The organism is Variovorax paradoxus B4, from assembly GCF_000463015.1.
Classification (GTDB): Bacteria; Pseudomonadota; Gammaproteobacteria; order Burkholderiales; family Burkholderiaceae_C; genus Variovorax; species Variovorax paradoxus_E.
In genome coordinates, this window is record NC_022247.1 from 3,255,422 (window position 1) to 3,274,266 (window position 18,845).

16 protein-coding genes are annotated in these 18,845 nt (G+C 68.1%); 4 read left to right on the plus strand and 12 right to left on the minus strand.

Annotation, left to right across the window (positions count from 1 at the left end):
* Positions 1-9 precede the first annotated feature (9 nt).
* The 3 genes from fdhF to VAPA_RS15205 are packed head-to-tail and all read left to right on the plus strand — an operon-like array spanning position 10 to position 3,951.
* The gene (gene fdhF, locus VAPA_RS15195; RefSeq protein ID WP_021007655.1) at positions 10-2,883 is read left to right on the plus strand and encodes a formate dehydrogenase subunit alpha; all 2,874 of its coding nucleotides are present in this window, start codon (positions 10-12) and stop codon (positions 2,881-2,883) included.
* Entirely contained in the window at positions 2,880-3,716 is an 837-nt protein-coding gene (gene fdhD, locus VAPA_RS15200) for a formate dehydrogenase accessory sulfurtransferase FdhD (protein ID WP_021007656.1), read from the plus strand. The genes fdhF and fdhD overlap by 4 nt, the downstream gene beginning before the upstream one ends.
* A 10-nt stretch (positions 3,717-3,726) precedes the next feature.
* Complete coding sequence (locus tag VAPA_RS15205) at positions 3,727-3,951, plus strand: formate dehydrogenase subunit delta (RefSeq protein ID WP_012748121.1); 225 nt, start codon at positions 3,727-3,729, stop codon at positions 3,949-3,951.
* Positions 3,952-3,967: 16 nt separating this feature from the next.
* Here the strand turns inward: VAPA_RS15205 and fba are convergent, their stop codons facing one another.
* Genes fba through VAPA_RS15260 form a run of 11 tightly spaced genes read right to left on the minus strand, consistent with a single transcriptional unit; the run spans position 3,968 to position 15,430 of the window.
* Positions 3,968-4,984, minus strand: a complete 1,017-nt coding sequence (gene fba, locus VAPA_RS15210; protein ID WP_021007657.1) for a class II fructose-bisphosphate aldolase — start codon at positions 4,982-4,984, stop codon at positions 3,968-3,970.
* A 40-nt stretch (positions 4,985-5,024) separates the two neighbouring features.
* A complete protein-coding gene (locus tag VAPA_RS15215; RefSeq protein ID WP_021007658.1) occupies positions 5,025-6,206 on the minus strand; it encodes a phosphoglycerate kinase in 1,182 nt (393 codons plus the stop codon).
* Complete coding sequence (gene tkt / locus VAPA_RS15220) at positions 6,203-8,242, minus strand: transketolase (RefSeq protein ID WP_021007659.1); 2,040 nt, start codon at positions 8,240-8,242, stop codon at positions 6,203-6,205. The genes VAPA_RS15215 and tkt overlap by 4 nt, the downstream gene beginning before the upstream one ends.
* 55 nt (positions 8,243-8,297) lie before the next feature.
* Entirely contained in the window at positions 8,298-9,176 is an 879-nt protein-coding gene (locus VAPA_RS15225) for a phosphoribulokinase (RefSeq protein ID WP_021007660.1), read from the minus strand.
* Positions 9,177-9,223: 47 nt separating this feature from the next.
* On the minus strand, positions 9,224-10,300 hold the full coding sequence (locus VAPA_RS15230; protein ID WP_021007661.1) for a class 1 fructose-bisphosphatase: 1,077 nt from the start codon (positions 10,298-10,300) through the stop codon (positions 9,224-9,226).
* A gap of 18 nt (positions 10,301-10,318) precedes the next feature.
* A complete protein-coding gene (locus VAPA_RS15235) occupies positions 10,319-11,044 on the minus strand; it encodes an HAD family hydrolase (protein WP_021007662.1) in 726 nt (241 codons plus the stop codon).
* A complete protein-coding gene (rpe, locus tag VAPA_RS15240) occupies positions 11,041-11,745 on the minus strand; it encodes a ribulose-phosphate 3-epimerase (RefSeq protein WP_021007663.1) in 705 nt (234 codons plus the stop codon). The genes VAPA_RS15235 and rpe overlap by 4 nt, the downstream gene beginning before the upstream one ends.
* On the minus strand, positions 11,746-12,549 hold the full coding sequence (locus VAPA_RS15245) for an HAD-IA family hydrolase (RefSeq protein WP_021007664.1): 804 nt from the start codon (positions 12,547-12,549) through the stop codon (positions 11,746-11,748).
* Entirely contained in the window at positions 12,546-13,475 is a 930-nt protein-coding gene (gene cbbX, locus VAPA_RS15250) for a CbbX protein (protein ID WP_021007665.1), read from the minus strand. The genes VAPA_RS15245 and cbbX overlap by 4 nt, the downstream gene beginning before the upstream one ends.
* 36 nt (positions 13,476-13,511) lie before the next feature.
* Positions 13,512-13,931 (minus strand): ribulose bisphosphate carboxylase small subunit, encoded by a 420-nt coding sequence (locus VAPA_RS15255; RefSeq protein ID WP_021007666.1) that lies wholly within the window; start codon positions 13,929-13,931, stop codon positions 13,512-13,514.
* Positions 13,932-13,963: 32 nt separating this feature from the next.
* Entirely contained in the window at positions 13,964-15,430 is a 1,467-nt protein-coding gene (locus VAPA_RS15260) for a form I ribulose bisphosphate carboxylase large subunit (protein ID WP_012748132.1), read from the minus strand.
* Positions 15,431-15,551: 121 nt separating this feature from the next.
* On the opposite strand from VAPA_RS15260, the gene VAPA_RS15265 reads away from it, so the two are divergent.
* Positions 15,552-16,529, plus strand: a complete 978-nt coding sequence (locus VAPA_RS15265) for a LysR family transcriptional regulator (RefSeq protein ID WP_012748133.1) — start codon at positions 15,552-15,554, stop codon at positions 16,527-16,529.
* Positions 16,530-16,547: 18 nt separating this feature from the next.
* On the opposite strand, the gene VAPA_RS15270 is transcribed toward VAPA_RS15265, so the two are convergent.
* Positions 16,548-18,845 carry a TonB-dependent receptor gene (locus VAPA_RS15270; RefSeq protein WP_021007667.1) on the minus strand — a complete coding sequence of 766 codons (2,298 nt, stop codon included), beginning with the start codon at positions 18,843-18,845 and terminating at the stop codon, positions 16,548-16,550.

The window sequence follows — 18,845 nt, forward strand, 5'->3', positions numbered from 1 at the left end:
AGACACCCCATGCTGAACCCATCGCAAGACATCGACCACGGCACGCCCAGGCGCGAGTCCACCGAGGAAGTCACGCTCGAGATCGACGGCATGCCGGTGACGGTGGCCAAGGGCACCTCGCTGATGCGCGCGGCGGTCGACGCGGGCGTGCAGGTGCCCAAGCTGTGCGCGACCGACAGCCTGGAGCCCTTCGGCTCGTGCCGGCTCTGCCTGGTGGAGATCGACGGGCGCAAGGGCTATCCGGCGTCGTGCACCACGCCGGCCGAAGCCGGCATGAAGGTGCGCACGCAGAGCCCGAAGCTGCAGGAGCTGCGCAAGGGCGTGATGGAGCTCTACATCTCCGACCATCCGCTCGACTGCCTCACCTGCGCCGCCAACGGCGACTGCGAGCTGCAGGACATGGCCGGCGTCACCGGGCTGCGCAACGTGCGCTACGGCTACGACGGCGCCAACCACCTGAAAAGCGCCAAGGACGAGTCCAACCCCTACTTCACCTACGACCCGGCCAAGTGCATCGTCTGCAACCGCTGCGTGCGTGCCTGCGAGGAAACCCAAGGCACCTTCGCGCTCACCATCAGCGGACGCGGCTTCGAATCGCGCGTATCGCCGGGCCAGGACCAGCCTTTCATGGAATCCGAATGCGTGAGCTGCGGCGCCTGCGTGCAGGCCTGCCCCACCGCCACGCTGCAGGAAAAATCGGTGATCTGGCTGGGCCAGGCCGAGCACAGCGCCATCACCACCTGCGCCTATTGCGGCGTGGGCTGCGGCTTCAAGGCCGAGATGAAGGGCAACGAAGTGGTGCGCATGGTGCCCTGGAAGGACGGCAAGGCCAACGAAGGCCACTCGTGCGTGAAGGGCCGCTTCGCCTGGGGCTACGCCACCCACAAGGACCGTGTGCTCAAGCCCATGATCCGCCGCAGGATCACCGACCCGTGGCAGGAGGTGAGCTGGGAAGAAGCCGTCAACTACGCCGCCAGCGAGTTCCGCCGCATCCAGGGCAAATACGGCACCGATTCCATCGGCGGCCTGGTGTCCTCGCGCTGCACCAACGAAGAAGGCTACCTGGTCCAGAAGCTGGTGCGCGCGGCCTTCGGCAACAACAACGTCGACACCTGCGCGCGTGTGTGCCACTCGCCCACGGGCTACGGCCTGAAGCAGACCATGGGCGAATCGGCCGGCACGCAGACCTTCAAGTCGGTCGAGAAGTCGGACGTGATCATGGTGATCGGCGCCAACCCGTCCGACGGCCACCCGGTGTTCGCGTCGCGCATGAAGCGGCGCCTGCGCGCCGGTGCCCGGCTGATCGTGATCGACCCGCGCACCATCGACCTGGTGAAGTCGCCGCACGTCAAGGCCGACCATCACCTCAAGCTCAAGCCCGGCACCAACGTGGCGGTCATCAGCGCCATGGCGCATGTGATCGTGACCGAAGGCCTGGTCGACGAGACTTTCGTGGCCGAGCGCTGCGAGCCCAAGTCGTTCAACGCGTGGCGCGAATTCGTTGCACGCCCGGCCAACTCGCCCGAGGCCATGGAAGCAGTGACCGGCGTGCCGGCCACCGAGCTGCGCGCTGCCGCGCGGCTGTTCGCACTGGGCCACGACGGCAAGAGGAATGCCGCCATCTACTACGGCCTGGGCGTGACGGAGCACAGCCAGGGCTCGACCATGGTGATGGGCATCGCCAACCTGGCCATGGCCACCGGCAACGTGGGCCGCGAGGGCGTGGGCGTGAACCCGCTGCGCGGCCAGAACAACGTGCAGGGTTCCTGCGACATGGGATCGTTCCCGCACGAGCTGCCGGGCTACCGCCATGTGTCGGACAGCACCGCGCGCGGCAGTTTCGAATCCGCCTGGGGCGTGGAGCTGCGACCCGACCCGGGCCTGCGCATTCCCAACATGTTCGATGCCGCCATCACCGGCAGCTTCAAGGGCCTGTACTGCGAAGGCGAGGACGTGGTCCAGTCGGACCCGAACACGCAGCACGTGGCCGAGGCCTTGATGGCGATGGAATGCATCGTCGTGCAGGACCTGTTCCTGAACGAAACCGCCAAGTACGCGCACGTGTTCCTGCCGGGCGCGTCGTTCCTGGAAAAAGACGGCACCTTCACCAACGCCGAGCGCCGCATCTCGCGCGTCACCAAGGTCATGCCGCCCAAGGCCGGCTATGCCGACTGGGAGGTGACACAGCTGCTCTCCAACGCGCTGGGTTACCCCATGAACTACGCGAGCGCCGAAGAGATCATGAACGAGATCGCCGCGCTCACCCCCACCTTCACGGGCGTGAGCTACTCCAAGCTCGCGAAGCTGGGCAGCGTGCAGTGGCCCTGCAACGAGGCCGCGCCCGAAGGCACGCCGACCATGCACGTCGGCGAGTTCGTGCGCGGCAAGGGCAAGTTCATCATCACGCAGTACGTGCCGACCGACGAGAAGGTCACGCGCATGTACCCGCTGATCCTGACCACGGGGCGCATCCTGTCGCAGTACAACGTGGGCGCGCAGACGCGCCGCACCGAGAACAACCAGTGGCACAGCGAAGACCGGCTGGAAATCCATCCGAACGACGCCGAGGACCGCGGCATTGCCGAGGGCGACTGGGTCGGCATCCGGAGCCGCGCCGGCGAAACCGTGCTGCGGGCCACCATCACCGAGCGCGTGCAGCCGGGCGTGGTCTACACCACCTTCCACTTCCCCGAATCGGGCGCCAACGTGATCACCACCGACAACTCCGACTGGGCCACCAACTGCCCCGAGTTCAAGGTGACCGCGGTGCAGGTGATGCCGGTGATGCAGCCGTCCGAATGGCAGCAGGAGTACAGCCGGTTCAACGCGCTGCAGGAAGAACTGCTGAGCAAGCGCATCGAAGAAACGGCGGCCACCAAGTGAACCTGTCCGACGTACCGCTGCGGCCCGGAAGCGCGGAGCTGCTGCCCGTGCGCGGCGTGCGCGCCCTCCAGGCCTTCGACAACCGCGACTGGGTGGCCGTGGAGGTGCCGGTCGCGCTGGAGTTCAACGGCATCGCACACGCCGTGATGCTTGCGACGCCCACCGACCTGGCCGACTTCGCGCTGGGCTTCGCGCTCAGCGAGGGCATCCTGCTCGGGCGCGGCGAGCTCTACGGCGTCGAGGAAGCGTACGCACCCGAGGGCATCACCCTCACGCTCGAGGTGGCGAGCGCGGCCTTCGCGCGGCTGAAGGCGCGCCGCCGCACGATGGCCGGGCGCACGGGTTGCGGCCTGTGCGGCACGGAGAGCCTGGCGCACGTCACGCGCGCGCTGCCGCCGCTGCCCGAGGGTCCGGCGCTCTCGACCCGCGCCGTGGCGCGCGGCATGCGGGAGTTGGCATCGATGCAGGTGCTGCAGAAGGTCACCGGTGCCGTGCACGCGGCGGCCTGGTGCAGCGCCGAGGGTGAAGCCCTGCTGGTGCGCGAGGACGTCGGCCGCCACAACGCGCTCGACAAGCTCGTCGGCGCGCTCGCAAGAAGCAGCGTGGACGCCTCCACCGGCTTCATCGCAGTGACCAGCCGCGCGAGTTTCGAAATGGTGCAGAAGACCGTCGCCGCCGGCGTGCCGCTGCTGGCGGCGGTATCGGCCTCGACCTCGCTGGCCACGGCCATTGCGGAGGACACGGGCCTGACGCTGGCGGGCTTCGTGCGCGGCGATGACCTGGTCATCTACACCCACCCGTGGCGGCTCAACGGCCTGCCCGCCAACGCCTGAGGTTTTTGCAATGCACGTCGACCAGCTGATTCGCATGGTGAACCAGATGGGCAGCTTCTTCGAAGCCATGCCCGACCGCAGCGAAGCCCTGCATGACCTCGCGCTGCACCTGAAGCGCTTCTGGGAACCGCGCATGCGGCGTGAGTTGCTGGCGCACCTGGACGCCGGCGGACCGGGAGAACTGAACCCCGTGTCGGCCGAGGCGATCCGCGTGCACCGGGCGCTGCTCGAATAGCGGCGCCGCACCGCGCCTACTGCAGCGCTGCCGGCTTGATCCGCGACGCCATGCCGGCGGTGCCGAAGGCCTGGAAGCGGTCGATGCAGACGTCGCGCGCGGCCGCGGTCGCTTCCTTCAGGAACTTGCGCGGATCGAATTCGCTGCGGTCCTGGCCCATGGCGCGGCGCATGGCGCCCGTCATCGCCAGCCGGATGTCGGTGTCGATGTTGACCTTGCGCACGCCGTGGCGGATGCCCTCCTGGATCTCCTCCACCGGCACGCCGTAGGTCTCCTTGATGTCGCCGCCAAAGTCGCGGATCACGGCCAGCCATTCCTGCGGCACCGACGAAGAGCCGTGCATCACGAGGTGCGTCTTCGGAATGCGCGCATGGATCTCCTTGATGCGGTCGATCGCAAGGATGTCGCCGGTCGGCTTGCGGCTGAACTTGTAGGCGCCATGCGAAGTGCCGATGGCAATGGCCAGCGCATCCACGCCGGTGCGCGACACGAAGTCGACCGCCTGCTGCGGATCGGTCAGCAGCTGGTCGTGCGACAGCACGCCCTCGGCGCCGCTGCCGTCTTCCTCGCCCGCCATGCCCGACTCGAGCGACCCGAGGCAGCCCAGCTCGCCCTCGACCGAGACGCCCACCGCATGCGCCATCTCCACCACGCGGCGGGTCACGCCCACGTTGTAGTCGTAGCTCGCGGGCGTCTTGGCGTCTTCCATCAGCGAGCCGTCCATCATCACGCTAGTGAAGCCCGAGCGGATGGCCTGCATGCACATCGACGGGCTCGCGCCGTGGTCCTGGTGCATCACGATCGGGATCTCGGGGTACATCTCGGCGGCCGCCTCGACCATCTTGCGCAGGAAGGGCTCGCCCGCGTACTTGCGCGCACCGGCCGAGGCCTGCAGGATGACCGGGCTGTCGGTCTTGCGCGCGGCCTGCATGATGGCCTGGATCTGCTCCAGGTTGTTGACGTTGAACGCCGGCACGCCGTACTGGTGCTCGGCGGCGTGGTCCAGCAATTGGCGCAGCGAAATCATGGCCATGGGAAGCTCCTGTGGATGTGAAAAATCGGTAATGGGGGCGTCAATGCCGCCGGTCCTGGAGCGCTTTGACGGCCGGCAGGCTCTTGCCTTCGAGGAATTCGAGGAATGCGCCGCCCGCCGTCGAGACGTAGTCGATGCACTCCTCCACCTCGAACTGGTTGATGGCGGCCACGGTGTCGCCGCCGCCCGCGAGCGAGAACGCGTCCATCCGCGCGATCGCGTTGGCCAGCGTGCGCGTGCCGTGCGAGAACTGCTCGATCTCGAACACGCCGAGCGGCCCGTTCCAGACGATGGTCCTGCACTGGCCGAGCATCGCGACGAGCTGCGCCACCGACTCCGGGCCGAAGTCCAGGATCATGTCGTCCGGCGCCACGTCGGCCACGGCCTTCACGGTCGCGCGTGCCGTCGGCGAGAACTCGGTGGCCGTGACCACGTCGGTCGGCATGAACAGCTGCGCACCGCGCGCCGCGAGCGCCGCGGCCACGGCGCGTGCGGTGTCCACCATCTCGGGCTCGCACAGAGAGCGGCCGACCGGATGGCCCGCCGCGAGCAAAAAGGTGTTGGCCATGCCGCCGCCGACCGCCAGCCACTCGACCTGCGCGGCGAGCGACTCGAGAATGGACAGCTTGGTCGACACCTTGGCGCCGCCGACGATCGCGGCCAGCGGCCGCGCGGGGTTCGCGAGCGCACGGCCGAGCGCATTGAGTTCCGACGCCATCAGCGGACCGGCGCAGGCAATGGGCGCGAGCCGTGCCAGCGCCTCGGTGGTGGCCTCGGCGCGGTGCGCGGTGCCGAAGGCATCGTTCACGTACACGTCGCACAGGGCCGCCATGCGCCGCGCCAGGGCTTCGGCATTGGCCTTCTCGCCGACGTTCGCGCGGCAGTTCTCCAGCATCGCCACCTGGCCGGGCGCCACGTCGAACGGGCGATCGAGCCAGTCGCTGACCAGCGCCACCGGTGCGTCCAGCAGTTCGCCGAGCCGTTCGGCCACGGGCGCCAGAGACTCTCCAGGCCCAAGCCGGCCTTCTTTCGGACGGCCCAGGTGCGAAGTGACCATCACGCGCGCGCCTTGCGACAGCGCATGGCGGATGCCGCCCAGGCTGGCGCGGATGCGGGTGTCGTCGCTGATGCGGCCCGAGGCATCGAGCGGCACGTTGAGGTCGCAGCGGATGAACACGCGCTGCCCGCGCAGGTTGACCTGGTCGAGCGTGTTGAAGCTCATGCGGCCTCTTTCACGTTGGCCAGCGCGGCGTTCGCGAGCAGGCGGCGGGCGCGCTCGGCCACCACTTCGGCCGTGAGGCCGAACAGCTTGAAGAGTTCGCCGGCCGGCGCCGATTCGCCGAAACGGTCGAGCCCCACCACGTCGCCGTATTCGCCGACGAACTTCCACCAGAGGCCCGTGCTGCCGGCCTCCACCGCCACGCGCGGCAGGTGACGCGGAATGACCGCGTGGCGCCAATCGGCATCCTGGCGTTCGAACACGTCCATGCACGGCACGGACACCACGCGCGCCTCGATGCCCTCCTGCGCCAGCAGGGCTGCAGCGGCCAGCGCCACGCCCACTTCGGAGCCGCTCGCCAGCAGCGCCACGCACTCGGCCTCCGGGCGGCGCAGCACGTAGGCGCCGCGCGCAATCGACTCGATGCGCTCGCCGGCGTCGCCGGCATGCGGCAGCGCCTGGCGCGTCAGCAGCAGGCAGCTTGGCCCGTCCACGCGGCGCAGGGCCTGCCGCCAGGCCACGGCCGTCTCGGTGGCATCGGCCGGGCGCCAGACGTCGACATCGGGAATCAGCCGCAGGCTCGAGGCATGCTCCACCGGCTGGTGCGTCGGGCCGTCCTCGCCGAGCCCGATGGAGTCGTGCGTGAAGACGTAGATGACTGGCAGCTTCATCAGCGCCGACATGCGCACGCCGTTGCGCGCGTAGTCGGAAAAAGTCAGGAAGGTGCCGCCGAAGGGGCGGAAGCCGCCATGCAGCGCGAGCCCGTTCATGATGGCCGCCATGCCGAACTCGCGCACGCCGTAGTGCACGTGGTTGCCGGTGCCCGTGCCCTTGAGCGCGCGGTGGCCCTTCCAGTCGGTGAGGTTCGATCCCGTGAGGTCGGCCGATCCGCCGATCAGCTCGGGCATCGCGGGGCCGACCTCGTCGAGCACCTGCTGCGAGGCCTTGCGCGTGGCGACCGATGACTTGCGCTGCTCCGCGCCGGACGCGGCCGAGGCCAGTGCCGCCTCGGCCTTCGCAGTGAGCGGTGCGTCGGTGCGATGGCGCCGCAGCAGCTCGCGCGCGAGCGCCGGATGTTCCTGTGCATAGGCGGCAAAGCGTTGCTGCCAGGCCTTGTGCAGCGCGGCGCCCGATTCGCGCGCCGACCAGGCCTCTGCAATGGCCGCCGGCACTTCGAAGGGCGCGGCGCTCCAGCCGAGCGCCTGCCGCGTCAGCGCGATCTCTGCCTCGCCCAATGCCTCGCCGTGCGCCTTTGCAGTACCGGCGCGGTTCGGCGAGCCCTGGCCGATGCGCGTCTTGCAGCACACCAGCACCGGGCGGTCCGCGGCCGTGGCGCGTTCAATGGCCGCGTCGAGCGCCGCGGCGTCATGGCCGTCGACATCGCGCAGCACGGTCCAGCCGTAGGCTTCGAAGCGGCCCGGCGTGTCGTCGCTGAACCAGCCGCCGACCTCGCCGTCGATCGAGATGCCGTTGTCGTCGTAGAACGCGACCAGCTTGTTCAAGCGCCAGGTCCCTGCGAGCGAACAGGCCTCGTGGCTGATGCCTTCCATCAGGCAGCCATCGCCCAGGAACACATAGGTGCGGTGGTCGATCACCTCGTGGCCGGGCCGGTTGAATTCCTCGGCCAGCAGCTTCTCGGCCAGCGCCATGCCCACCGCATTGCTGATGCCCTGCCCCAGCGGCCCGGTGGTCGTCTCCACGCCGGGCGTGACGCCGACCTCGGGATGGCCCGGCGTGCGCGAATGCAATTGGCGGAAGCGCCGCAGCTCCTCCATCGGCAGCGCATAGCCGCTCAGATGCAGCAGCGCATAGAGCAGCATCGATCCGTGGCCATTGGAAACGACGAAGCGGTCGCGGTTCATCCAGCGCGGATCGGCCGGATCGTGCCGCAGGCGATGCCGCCACAAGGCTTCGGCGATGTCGGCCATGCCCATCGGCATGCCCGGGTGGCCCGAATTGGCGGCTTGCACGGCATCCATGGCCAGCGCGCGGATGGCGTTGGCGCACTGCGTGCGCAAGGCGAGGTTTTCAATCGTCATGCGAAGGTCCGGTTGGGTTCGTTGGCGTGAGGTGTTGGTTCGGGGCGCTCGCGCCCTAGATCGCGTAGGACTTCTTGCGCCGCTCCATGAGGCGCAGGATCATCGGCGTGAAGATCAGCTGCATCGCGAGCTCCATCTTTCCGCCCGGCACCACCAGTGTGTTGGCGCGCGACATGAAGGAGTCGTGCAGCATGCTCAGCAGGTACGGAAAGTCGAAGCCCGTCGGGTTGGCGAAGCGGATCACGACCAGGCTCTCGTCCGGGCTCGGGATGGTGCGCGCAATGAACGGGTCGGAGGTGTCGACCACCGGCACGCGCTGGAAGTTGATGTGCGTGCGCGTGAACTGCGGGCAGATGTAGTGCACGTACTCGTTCATGCGGCGCAGGATCACGTCGGTCACGGCTTCGGTGGAATAGCCGCGCGTGTTCTTGTCGCGGTGCAGCTTCTGGATCCACTCGAGGTTGATCACCGGCACCACGCCGATCAGCAGGTCGACGTGGCGCGCGATGTCGACCTTCTCGGTGGTCACGCCGCCATGCAGGCCTTCATAGAAAAGCAGTTCGCTGTCGGGCAGCGTTTCCCACGGCGTGAAGGTGCCGGGCTCCTGCTTGTAGGGCGCCGCCTCCACCGCGTCGTGCAGGTACTTGCGGCTCTGGCCGACGCCCGCTTCGCCATAGTCGCGGAACAGTGCCTCGAGCTCGGCGAACAGGTTCGCGTCTTCGCCGAAGTGGCTGAAATTGCGGTTGCCGGCGGCCTCGGCCTCGGCCATGGCCACCTTCATGGAATTGCGGTCGTGGCGATGGAAGCTGTCGCCTTCCACGATCGCCGCCTTGACGCTCTCGCGGCGGAAGATGTTCTCGAAGGTCCGCGTGACGGACGTGGTGCCCGCGCCGGACGAGCCGGTGATGGCAACGATGGGATGTTTGGCTGACATGGTGGCCTCGGGGAGATGAAGAATTCGTGCGGGCGGCGGGGCCTCGTTCAGGCGGCGGTGGCAAAGAGGCCGCGCTTGCCGAACAGCGGCGCCTGGTAGGTGTCCTGCGGCTCCTCGCTGTGGTAGGCCTCCACGCGCGCCACCTCGTCGGACGATCCGAAGACGAAGCCGATGCGCTGGTGGATCGACTCCGGCTCGACCGCCATCAGGCGGCGCCGGCCGGTGCTGGCCATGCCGCCGGCCTGCTCGATCAGGAAGGAGATCGGGTTGGCCTCGTAGAGCAGCCGCAGCCGCCCGTCGCGGCCCGATTCCTTGCTGTCGCGCGGGTACATGAAGACACCGCCGCGCATCAGGATGCGGTGCGTCTCGGCCACCAGCGAGGCGATCCACCGCATGTTGAAATCGATGCCGCGCGGGCCTTCCTTGCCGGCCAGGCATTCGTCGACGTAGCGCTTCACGGCCGGCTCCCAGAAGCGGCTGTTCGATGCGTTGATCGCGAACTCGCTGGTCTGCCGCGGAATGCTCAGGTTCGGATGGCTCAGCACCCATTCGCCCAGTTGCGGATCGAGCGTGAAGGCATGCGTGCCGTTGCCCAGTGTCAGCACCAGCATGGTCGACGGGCCGTAGATCGCGTAGCCGGCGCCCACCTGCTCGGTACCGGGCTGCAAAAAGTCTTCAGGCCTGGCGTCGGCCTCGGGTGTGGGCGCGCGCAGGATCGAGAAGATGCTGCCCACCGCCACGTTGACGTCGATGTTCGACGAACCGTCGAGCGGGTCGAACAGCAGCAGGTACTTGCCGCGCGGGTACTGCTGCTGCGGCGGCAGGTAGGGCTCTTCCATCTCTTCCGAGACCATGCCCGCCACGTGGCCGCCCCACTCGTTGGCGCGCAGGAACATGTCGTTGCTCAGCACGTCGAGCGTCTTCTGTTCCTCGCCCTGCACGTTCTGCGTGCTCGCGCTGCCGAGCACGTCGCCCAGGGCGCCGAGCGCGACCTTGCGCGAGATCGCCTTGCAGGCAAGGGAGACGTCGGTGATGAGCGCGTTGAGCGCGCCCGTGGCACCGGGGTGGCGGCGGCGCTCCTCGATGATGTACTGGGTCAGCGTGGCCTTGCCTGCAATGGGCATGATCGTCTCCTGGTTGAATCAAAAAATCCGGGTCGTTTCTTCGTCGCGGCGGACGGCGCGCGACTCGCGTGCCGTCAGCAGCAGCTGCTGCGGCGTCGAGACGCGCCATGCGGGCGCCGCTTCAGCCGCGTTCGCCGCCGCATGGCCGCCATAGCCCCAGGCCACCAGCGCGGCCGGACAGCCCGCTGCCTGCGCGGCAAGCAGATCGGCCGGGCCGTCGCCCACCATCAGCAGCCGCGCGGGTTCCACACCCAGCTGGCGCGCCGCGGCGTGCAGCAGGAACGGCGCGGGCTTGCGCTGCGCCGCGGTGTCGGCGCCGTAGACCCCCGCCATCGCCGGCAGCAGACCCGCTGCATCCAGCACGGCGCGTGCCAGCGGCGTCGGCTTGTTCGTGACCACCACCATCGGCAGCGTGCGGCGCAGGCCGGCGACGAGTTCGGCAATGCCCTCGAACACGCTGCCGAACTGCAATGGGGCCGCCAGAGTGGCGGCGTCGAAGGCGCTGCGCAGCCGGCCGCGCAGCGCCTCGCTGCCGCCGAGGCCGTGCTCGCGCAGTGCCTGCAGGATCAGCGCGTCGGGGCCGTCGCCGATCCACGCGCGCACGGTGTCCAGCTCGAAGCACGCCAGCCCGGCTTCCTCGAGCGCGCAGTTCAGCGCCTGCCGGATGTCGGGCGCGCTGTCGACCAGGGTGCCGTCGAGGTCGAAGGCGATCGCATCGATGCCGCACAGGTCTTCTTTCGTCATGCGGGACGCCCTTCCATCGACTCGCGGCCCTGCAGCGCCTGTGCGCGGATGGCGCCGATGGCTTCGCGGTAGCGGCCGCCGTTGAACACGGCCGAGCCCGCCACCAGCGTGTCGGCCCCCGCCGCGCCGATGCGCGCGGCGTTGTCGGGCTTCACGCCGCCATCGACCTCCAGCCAGATCTCGCGCCCGCTCGCATCGATGCGGCGGCGCACCGCCTCGATCTTCGGCAGCACGCTCTCGATGAAGCTCTGGCCGCCGAAGCCGGGGTTGACCGACATCAGCAGCACCAGGTCGAGCTGGTCCAGCACATGGTCCAGCACCGCAAGCGGCGTGGCGGGGTTGAGCACCAGGCCGGCCTTGCAGCCGCTGTCCCTGATCAGCCGGATCGTGCGGTCGATGTGCTCGCTGGCCTCGGGATGGAACGAAATGATCGATGCACCGGCCTGCGCGAACATCGGGATCAGCGCATCGACCGGCTTGACCATCAGGTGCACGTCGATCGGCACCGTCGCATAGGGCTTGATAGCCTCGCAGACCAGCGGACCGATTGTCAGATTTGGAACATAGTGGTTGTCCATGACATCGAAATGGATCAGATCGGCACCGGCCTCGATGACCGCCGTGACCTCTTCGCCGAGCCGCGCGAAGTTCGCCGACAGCAGGCTGGGCGCGATCCGCATGGCGTTCTTTTCGTTCTGCATCTAGCAGTCCTCACGGTAAAGCGCCTGCACGGCATTCAATGGCGGCGCCACGGTGGCCATCCGCAACAATTCTTCGATTCCGAGCCATGCCGCGGATGCAAGGCTCCCGCCGGGCTCGCCGGCCAGCGGCTGGGTGGGGTCGCCCAGGCCGGGCAGCACCAGCCCGGCGCCGCTGAAGTCGCTGCCCTCGGTCCAGAAGGTGGGCGTGACCAGCGTCCAGAGACCGGCGCCGAGCGCCGAGCGCAGGCCGTTGGGCGAGTCCTCGATGGCGATCGCGCGCTCGGGCGGCACGCCCAGCGTGTCGAGCGCCAGCAGGTAGATGTCGGAGGCGGGCTTCTTCGCGCGCACCTGGTCGCCGCAGGCGATCACGTCGAACATCGTGAGGCCGCGCGGGCCCAGCGTGGCCTGCAGCAGCGCGTCGATGTTGACGGCGGTGGTGGTGCTGGCAATGGCCAGGCGCAGGCCGGCATCCTGGGCCTCCTCGAGAAACCGCAGCACGCCGGTGCGCAGCTCGATGCCGCCGCGCCGCGCGATGTCGGTGTAGTGCTGCGTCTTGGCCGCGTGGATGGCCGGCACCCGTTCATGCAGCCGCTTCTTCTCCGATGCGCTCAGCGGCAGCGAATCGATGCAGGCCTTCATGCGCTCCTTGCCGCCCGTGACGGCCAGCAGCGCGCGGTATTCGGCCTGGCTCCAATGCCAGTCGAGCCCGAGCTGCTCGAAGGCCAGGTTGAAGGCCATGCGGTGCACTTCCTCGGTGTCGGCCAGGGTGCCGTCGACGTCGAAGACCAGGGCTTCGATGCTCATTTCCTTGCTCCTTCGGTCTGCACGGCGTCCGCCGCCGGATGGAAGACGCGGCTGGCCAGGATGTCCTGAGCCTGGAGCGTGCAGAGCTGCCCGCGCGTCAGGGCCTCGTCGCTGCCGAACAGGCGCGTGGCGTGGCGCAGCCGGATGCGGTCGAGCGCGTTGCGGATCGATCGCGCATTCGCAAAGTGCGGCTGCCGCCGGCGCAGGCTGACGTAGCGCGAGAAGGTGGAGGCCGCGCCGTCGTCGAAGCTGTAGTTCAGCCGCCTCAGCATGAGCTGCGCGATCTGCATCAGCTCGGCCTCGCTGTAGTCCGGGAAGTCGATGTGGTGCGCAATGCGCGAGGCCATGCCCGGGTTGCTGCCGAAGAAGGTCTCCATGCGGTCCTTGTAGCCCGCAAGAATCACCACCAGGTCGTCGCGCTGGTTCTCCATCACCTGCAGCAGGATCTCGATGGCCTCCTGCCCGTAGTCGCGCTCGTTCTCGGGCCGGTAGAGGTAGTAGGCCTCGTCGATGAACAGCACGCCGCCCATCGCCTTCTTGATCACTTCCTTGGTCTTGGGCGCCGTGTGGCCGATGAACTGGCCCACCAGGTCGTCGCGCGTCACCGCCACCAGGTGGCCCTTGCGCACATAGCCCAGCTGCTTGAGCACCTCGGCCATGCGCATCGCCACCGTGGTCTTGCCGGTGCCCGGGTTGCCCGTGAACGACATGTGCAGCGAGGGCGGCTGCGACTGCAGCCCCTGCTCCTGGCGCAGCTTGTCGATCAGGAGCAGCGCCGCAATGTCGCGGATGCGGCCCTTGACCGGCGCCAGTCCGATCAGCTCGGCGTCGAGCTGGTCGAGCAGCGCTTTCACGCCCGAGGACTCGAAGAGCTGCCTCGGCGCCGTGGCCGTGGCCGTGATGGCGGGGGTTTCGGTGGCGTCCATGCGTGGCTCCGGCAATCTCCGTATGGTGGGTTTCGATCAGTACCGGCTGCCTTCGGGCCGCGCCTGCACCGCATAGCTTTCGAGGCTGTAGCGGATCGTGCGGCCCGGCTCCTCGGAGCGGATCAGGCGGAAGCCCGGTTCGTTCGAGGGCCGGTTGACGATGAAGGACATCACGACCGACTCGGTGCCGTGCGTCGAATCGAAGGCCGTCACGCGGATGTACTGCTGCGGAAAAGTCTTGCGGCAGGCCGCGAGTTCGAGCATGACGCCGGCCGCGTCCTTGATGTCGAACATCGGGTTGCCGAACATCTCCCAGAAGGTGTTGCGCGGATGCGGGTCGTCGGTGTATTCGAGCCCGATGGCCCAGCCCTTGTCGAGGCAATACTCGACCTGGCGGCTGATCTGCTCGTCGCTCAGGTCGGGCAGGAAGGAAAAAGTGCCTTGTGTGATTCGCATGTCTGTTGCTCCTGGAACTGGAAAAGGCGGGTTCAGGCCACCGACGGCGTCGGCACGTAGTCCGAGGTGTCGGTGGAGGCGTAGTTGAAGGAGATCTCGCCCCAGGTGTCGAGCGCGGCCGCGAGCGGCGTGCACCACTTGGCCGCGTCGCGCAGGATCTGCGGCCCCTCGTTGGCGATGTCGCGGCCTTCGTTGCGGGCCAGAACCATGGCTTCGAGCGCCACGCGGTTGGCGGTGGCCCCGGCCTGGATGCCTTGCGGATGGCCGATGGTGCCGCCGCCGAACTGCAGCACCACGTCGTCGCCGAACAGGTCGAGCAGCTGGTGCATCTGGCCGGCATGGATGCCGCCCGAGGCCACCGGCATCACCTTGCGCAGCGCGCCCCAGTCCTGGTCGAAGTAGATGCCGCGCGGCAGGTCGACCTTGGTGTGCGTGTCGCGGCAGACGTTGTAGTAGCCCTGCACCGTCATCGGATCGCCCTCGAGCTTGCCGACCGCCGTGCCCGCATGGATGTGGTCCACGCCCGCCAGGCGCATCCACTTCGCGATGACGCGGAAGCTCACGCCGTGGTTCTTCTGCCGCGTGTAGGTGCCGTGGCCCGCGCGGTGCAGGTGCAGGATCATGTCGTTCTGGCGGCACCAGTTGCTCATCGACTGGATGGCCGTGTAGCCGATGACGAGGTCGACCATCACGATCACCGAGCCGAGCTCCTTGGCGAACTGCGCGCGGCGGTACATCTCTTCCATGGTGCCGGCCGTGACGTTCAGGTAGCTGCCCTTGACCTCACCGGTGGCAGCGCTGGCCTTGTTCACCGCGTCCATCACGAACAGGAAGCGGTCACGCCAGTGCATGAAGGGTTGCGAGTTGATGTTCTCGTCGTCCTTCATGAAGTCGAGCCCGCCGCGCAGGCCTTCGTACACCACGCGGCCGTAGTTGCGGCCCGAGAGCCCGAGCTTCGGCTTGGTGGTCGCACCCAGCAGCGGCCGGCCGAACTTGTCGAGCCGCTCGCGCTCCACCACGATGCCGGTCGGCGGGCCGGGGAAGGTCTTGACGTAGGCCACCGGAAACTTCATGTCCTCCAGCCGCGCGGCCTTCAGCGGCTTGAAGCTGAAGACGTTGCCGATGATGGAAGCCGTCACGTTGGTGATCGAGCCTTCCTCGAACAGCGAGAGGTCGTAGGCCACATAGCAGAAGTACTGGCCCGGGTTGTTGGGCACCGGCTCGACCTTGTAGGCCTTGGCGCGGTACATGTCGCAGGCCGTGAGGCGGTCGGTCCACACCACGGTCCAGGTGGCGGTGGACGATTCGCCCGCCACCGCAGCGGCGGCCTCGATGGCGTCCACGCCTTCCTGCGGCGTGATGCGGAAGAGCGCGAGGATGTCCGTGTCCTTGGGCACGTAGTCGCCGTCCCAGTAGCCCATCTGCGCGTACTTGAGCACGCCGGCCGAATAGCGCTTCTTGGCGTCGGTGATCTGGATTGCTTCGTTCATGTTGCCCATGGAGTGCCTCTCGAAAAAGAAGGTGTTTGGTGCTGTCTGGTGAAGTGAATGTAGGCCGCGCAAAAGATAAAGAAAAATTAAATCTTTTGACATTCACATTTGTCAAACCTAATATCACTACATGCCTCTTTCCAAGCACGCGAGCTTTCGCCAGCTCGCCACTTTCCACGCCGTGGCGCGGCTCGGCAGCGTTTCACTTGCTGCAGACGAAATGCACCTGACGCAACCCGCGGTGTCGATACAAATCGGCACACTCGAGGAATCGGCCGGCACGCCGCTCCTGCAGCGCACGGGCCGTGGCATCCGCCTGACCGAAGCGGGCGAATTGCTGGCGGGCTATGCCGGCCGCATCCTCGACCTGTGGCGCGAGGCCGGCGACGAAATGGCCATGCTGCAGGGCGTGTTCTCGGGCACCTTGCGCGTGGGCGCCATCACCACGGCCGAATATCTGCTGCCGCCCATCCTGGTGAACTTCGCCAAGGAGCATCCGAAGGTGAAGGTCAAGCTGCAGGTCGGCAACCGCGACGAGATCGTGCGCATGCTCGCGGGCCAGGAGATCGACATCGCCATCATGGGCCGCCCGCCCGCAGAGCTGAAGACCGACTCCAGCGCCTTCGCCAAGCACCCGATGGCCTTTCTCGCGGCGCCCTCGCATCCGCTGATGTCCGCGGCCAAGCCGAGCATCGCCCTGCTCTCGGACACGCGCATGCTGGTGCGCGAGCGCGGCTCGGGCACGCGCACCACGGTCGAGCGTTTCTTCAAGGACCACGGGCTGCCGCTGCGCATCGGCTCCGAGCTGTCGAGCAACGAGGCCATCAAGCAGATGTGCGCCGCGGGCTTCGGCATTGCGTTTTTGTCGATGCACACCTGCGTGCTCGAGATGAACGCCGGCCTGCTGGGCGTGCTGCCGGTGCCGGGCAATCCGGTGGTGCGCGACTGGTACGTGATGCACCTGGCCTCGCGGCAATTGCCGCAGGTGGCGCTGGCCTTCGAGGAGTATTTGCGCACGCATGGGCAGGCGCAGATCCAGCAGCAGCTCGGCACGCTGCCGGCGGCACGCACCGCCGCAAGAAAACGCAGCGTGCGGCGCGCGGCCTGAGCCTTCGGGCGCTCGGGCTCAGACGCCCAGCTGCACCCGCATGCCGATCCACACCGCGCGCGGCGCGCCCGGCGCCACGAACTGCGCATTGCGCCATGCATCGGGCGCCGCCACTGCGCCGCTGGCATCGAAACCGTTGCGGCCCAGCTGGCCCGCCGTGGCATAGCGGCGGTTGAACACGTTCGCCACCTTGGCAAAGAGCTCCAGGTTGCGCCCGAGCTTCCAGCGCGTCGTGAGGTCGAGCAGCGCGTAGCCGCCGATGCGGCCGCTGCCACTGAAGTCGGCCCCGTCGGGCGTGTGCAGGCCGTTCTCGTTGCCGCGTACCGTCTGCCGTGAATAGACGCGGTATTGCGCGCCCAGGGTCCAGTCGGGCGTCACGCGCCAGTCGACGTTGAACTTGAGCGAATGCGCCGGCAGCCCCGGCAGGCGGTCGCCGCGCCGCACCGCGATCTCGCCTTCGCCGGTGCAGGCGGGGCTGGTTTCGGCGCTGCTGTTCGCTTCGGCCACCAGGCAGGCCGGCGAGTCGTACCTCGCGCGCAGGTAGCTGTACGACAGCGACCAGTCGAGGCGGTCCGTCTGCTGCGAGAGCCCGAGTTCCACGCCTTGGCGCAGGGTGCGCCCGAAGTTGCTGAAGTAGCCGCGCGAGAGCCCGCTGCTGACGAACAGCAGGTCGTCCTTGTTGACGGTGCGGAACACCGAGGCATTCCACCGCATGCCGGACTCGAGCGTGCCGCGCAGTCCGGTTTCGAGCGTCTGCGACACCACCTGCTTGAGCGGCGGATCGGACTGCAGCGCGTTCGGCAGCACGCAGGCGTTGGCCGGATCGGAGCAGCCGAGCTCGATCGGGCTCGGCGCGCGGCTGCCCTGGCTCCAGCCCGCATAGGCCGTGAGCCGCGGCGTCGCCTGCCAGGTGAGGCCGATGGCGGGGTTGAATTTCTTGTAGCGGCCTTCGCCGTCGAGCTGCGTGGACAGGCCAAGCAAGGCGCGCCCGTCGTCGCGGGTGCTCACGCGGGTGTCGTTGTAGCGGCCCGAGAGGCTGAGCTGCAGGTTCGGCTGCAGCGCCACCAGATCGGAAAAATAAATGCTCGCGGTGCGGCTCTTGCCCGCGAGCAGCGCATCGACTTCGGCCTCTTCCTGCGGCACGACCGCGCGCGTGCCGTCCAGCATGCCCTCGGACTCGGTCTGCCGGAAGTGCGTGCGGGCACGGTCCACCGAGGCACCGAAGGTGAGCTGGTGAATGCCCGCGGTGTAGGTCGACTGCAGCGCCACGCCTTCGCCATGCTGGCGCGTGTAGGTGCGGTTCTCCACGCCCGTGGCCTCGTTGTCCGGCGGATTGAAATCGTCGTTGAGGTCGCCGTTGAGCGTGCTGTAGCGCGAACGCCGCGTGTAGGCGGTCATGGAAATCGTCTGCACGTCGCTCAGGCGGTAGCTGGCATTGAGCGTGAGCATCGACATGCGGTTGTCGGTGCGGTCGGGCCGCGTGTACACCTGCTTGCGGTTCCGCATCAGCATGGACTCGGGCAGCAGGCCGTTGCCCACCATCCGGTTGTCGCCATGGGTGAAGCTCAGGTCCCAGGAGAGCCGGCCGCTGTCTTGTCCGACCTTGGCAAACAGCTGGCGCACGCGCGAGGGCGAGTAGTTGCGCCAGCCGTCCTCGTTGAGGCCGCCGAGCGCCAGGAACAGGTGGCCGCCTTCGGCGAGCTTGCGGCCATGCGTGAGCTCGGTGCTCACGCGGCCGAAGGAGCCGGCCTGCAGCTCCAGCTCGGTGCCGGGATGCGTATCGCCCCGCTTGGTCTGCAGCGACAGCGCACCGCCGAGCGTGTTCAGCCCGAACAGCGGGTTGGAGCCCGGCAGCAGCGTGATGCTCGAGATGGCCGCCTTCGGAATCAGGTCCCAGTTCACCACGTCGCCGAAGGGTTCGTTGATGCGCACGCCGTCCTGGTACACCGAAAGGCCCTGCGGCGTGCCGAGCACCGGGCTCGCGCTGAAGCCGCGGTAGTTCACGTCGACCTGGAACGGATTGCCCTGGATCTCGTTCACGTTCACGCTCGGCAGCTGCGTGGACATGAAGTCCGGCAGGTTCAGGCTCTGCGCGCGGCGCAGGTGCAGGTCGTCGGCGGTCTGCACGTTGGACGGGATCTGGTCCTTCGGCACCTCGATGCCCGGCACGGGCGTGGTGCCGACCACCTCGACGGCCGGCAGGCTGCCCGCCTGGGCCGCTGCGGTCTCCTGCGCCTGCCCCGTCAGCGGGCAGGCAGCGGCGGCCACGGCAAGGCCGATCAGCCGGCGGGTGGTTGGCGTATTCGGTCGGCGCAC

Coding starts and splice junctions, on each gene's coding strand:
- fba (WP_021007657.1), bottom strand. CDS start 4,984: ATGGCCATGATTTCGCTGCGCCAATTGCTGGACCACGCCGCCGAGCAC.
- VAPA_RS15260 (WP_012748132.1), bottom strand. CDS start 15,430: ATGGGCAACATGAACGAAGCAATCCAGATCACCGACGCCAAGAAGCGC.
- cbbX (WP_021007665.1), bottom strand. CDS start 13,475: ATGGACGCCACCGAAACCCCCGCCATCACGGCCACGGCCACGGCGCCG.
- rpe (WP_021007663.1), bottom strand. CDS start 11,745: ATGCAGAACGAAAAGAACGCCATGCGGATCGCGCCCAGCCTGCTGTCG.
- tkt (WP_021007659.1), bottom strand. CDS start 8,242: ATGACGATTGAAAACCTCGCCTTGCGCACGCAGTGCGCCAACGCCATC.
- VAPA_RS15225 (WP_021007660.1), bottom strand. CDS start 9,176: ATGTCAGCCAAACATCCCATCGTTGCCATCACCGGCTCGTCCGGCGCG.
- VAPA_RS15235 (WP_021007662.1), bottom strand. CDS start 11,044: ATGACGAAAGAAGACCTGTGCGGCATCGATGCGATCGCCTTCGACCTC.
- VAPA_RS15265 (WP_012748133.1), top strand. CDS start 15,552: ATGCCTCTTTCCAAGCACGCGAGCTTTCGCCAGCTCGCCACTTTCCAC.
- VAPA_RS15215 (WP_021007658.1), bottom strand. CDS start 6,206: ATGAGCTTCAACACGCTCGACCAGGTCAACCTGCGCGGGCAGCGCGTG.
- VAPA_RS15245 (WP_021007664.1), bottom strand. CDS start 12,549: ATGAGCATCGAAGCCCTGGTCTTCGACGTCGACGGCACCCTGGCCGAC.
- VAPA_RS15255 (WP_021007666.1), bottom strand. CDS start 13,931: ATGCGAATCACACAAGGCACTTTTTCCTTCCTGCCCGACCTGAGCGAC.
- fdhF (WP_021007655.1), top strand. CDS start 10: ATGCTGAACCCATCGCAAGACATCGACCACGGCACGCCCAGGCGCGAG.
- VAPA_RS15230 (WP_021007661.1), bottom strand. CDS start 10,300: ATGCCCATTGCAGGCAAGGCCACGCTGACCCAGTACATCATCGAGGAG.
- VAPA_RS15205 (WP_012748121.1), top strand. CDS start 3,727: ATGCACGTCGACCAGCTGATTCGCATGGTGAACCAGATGGGCAGCTTC.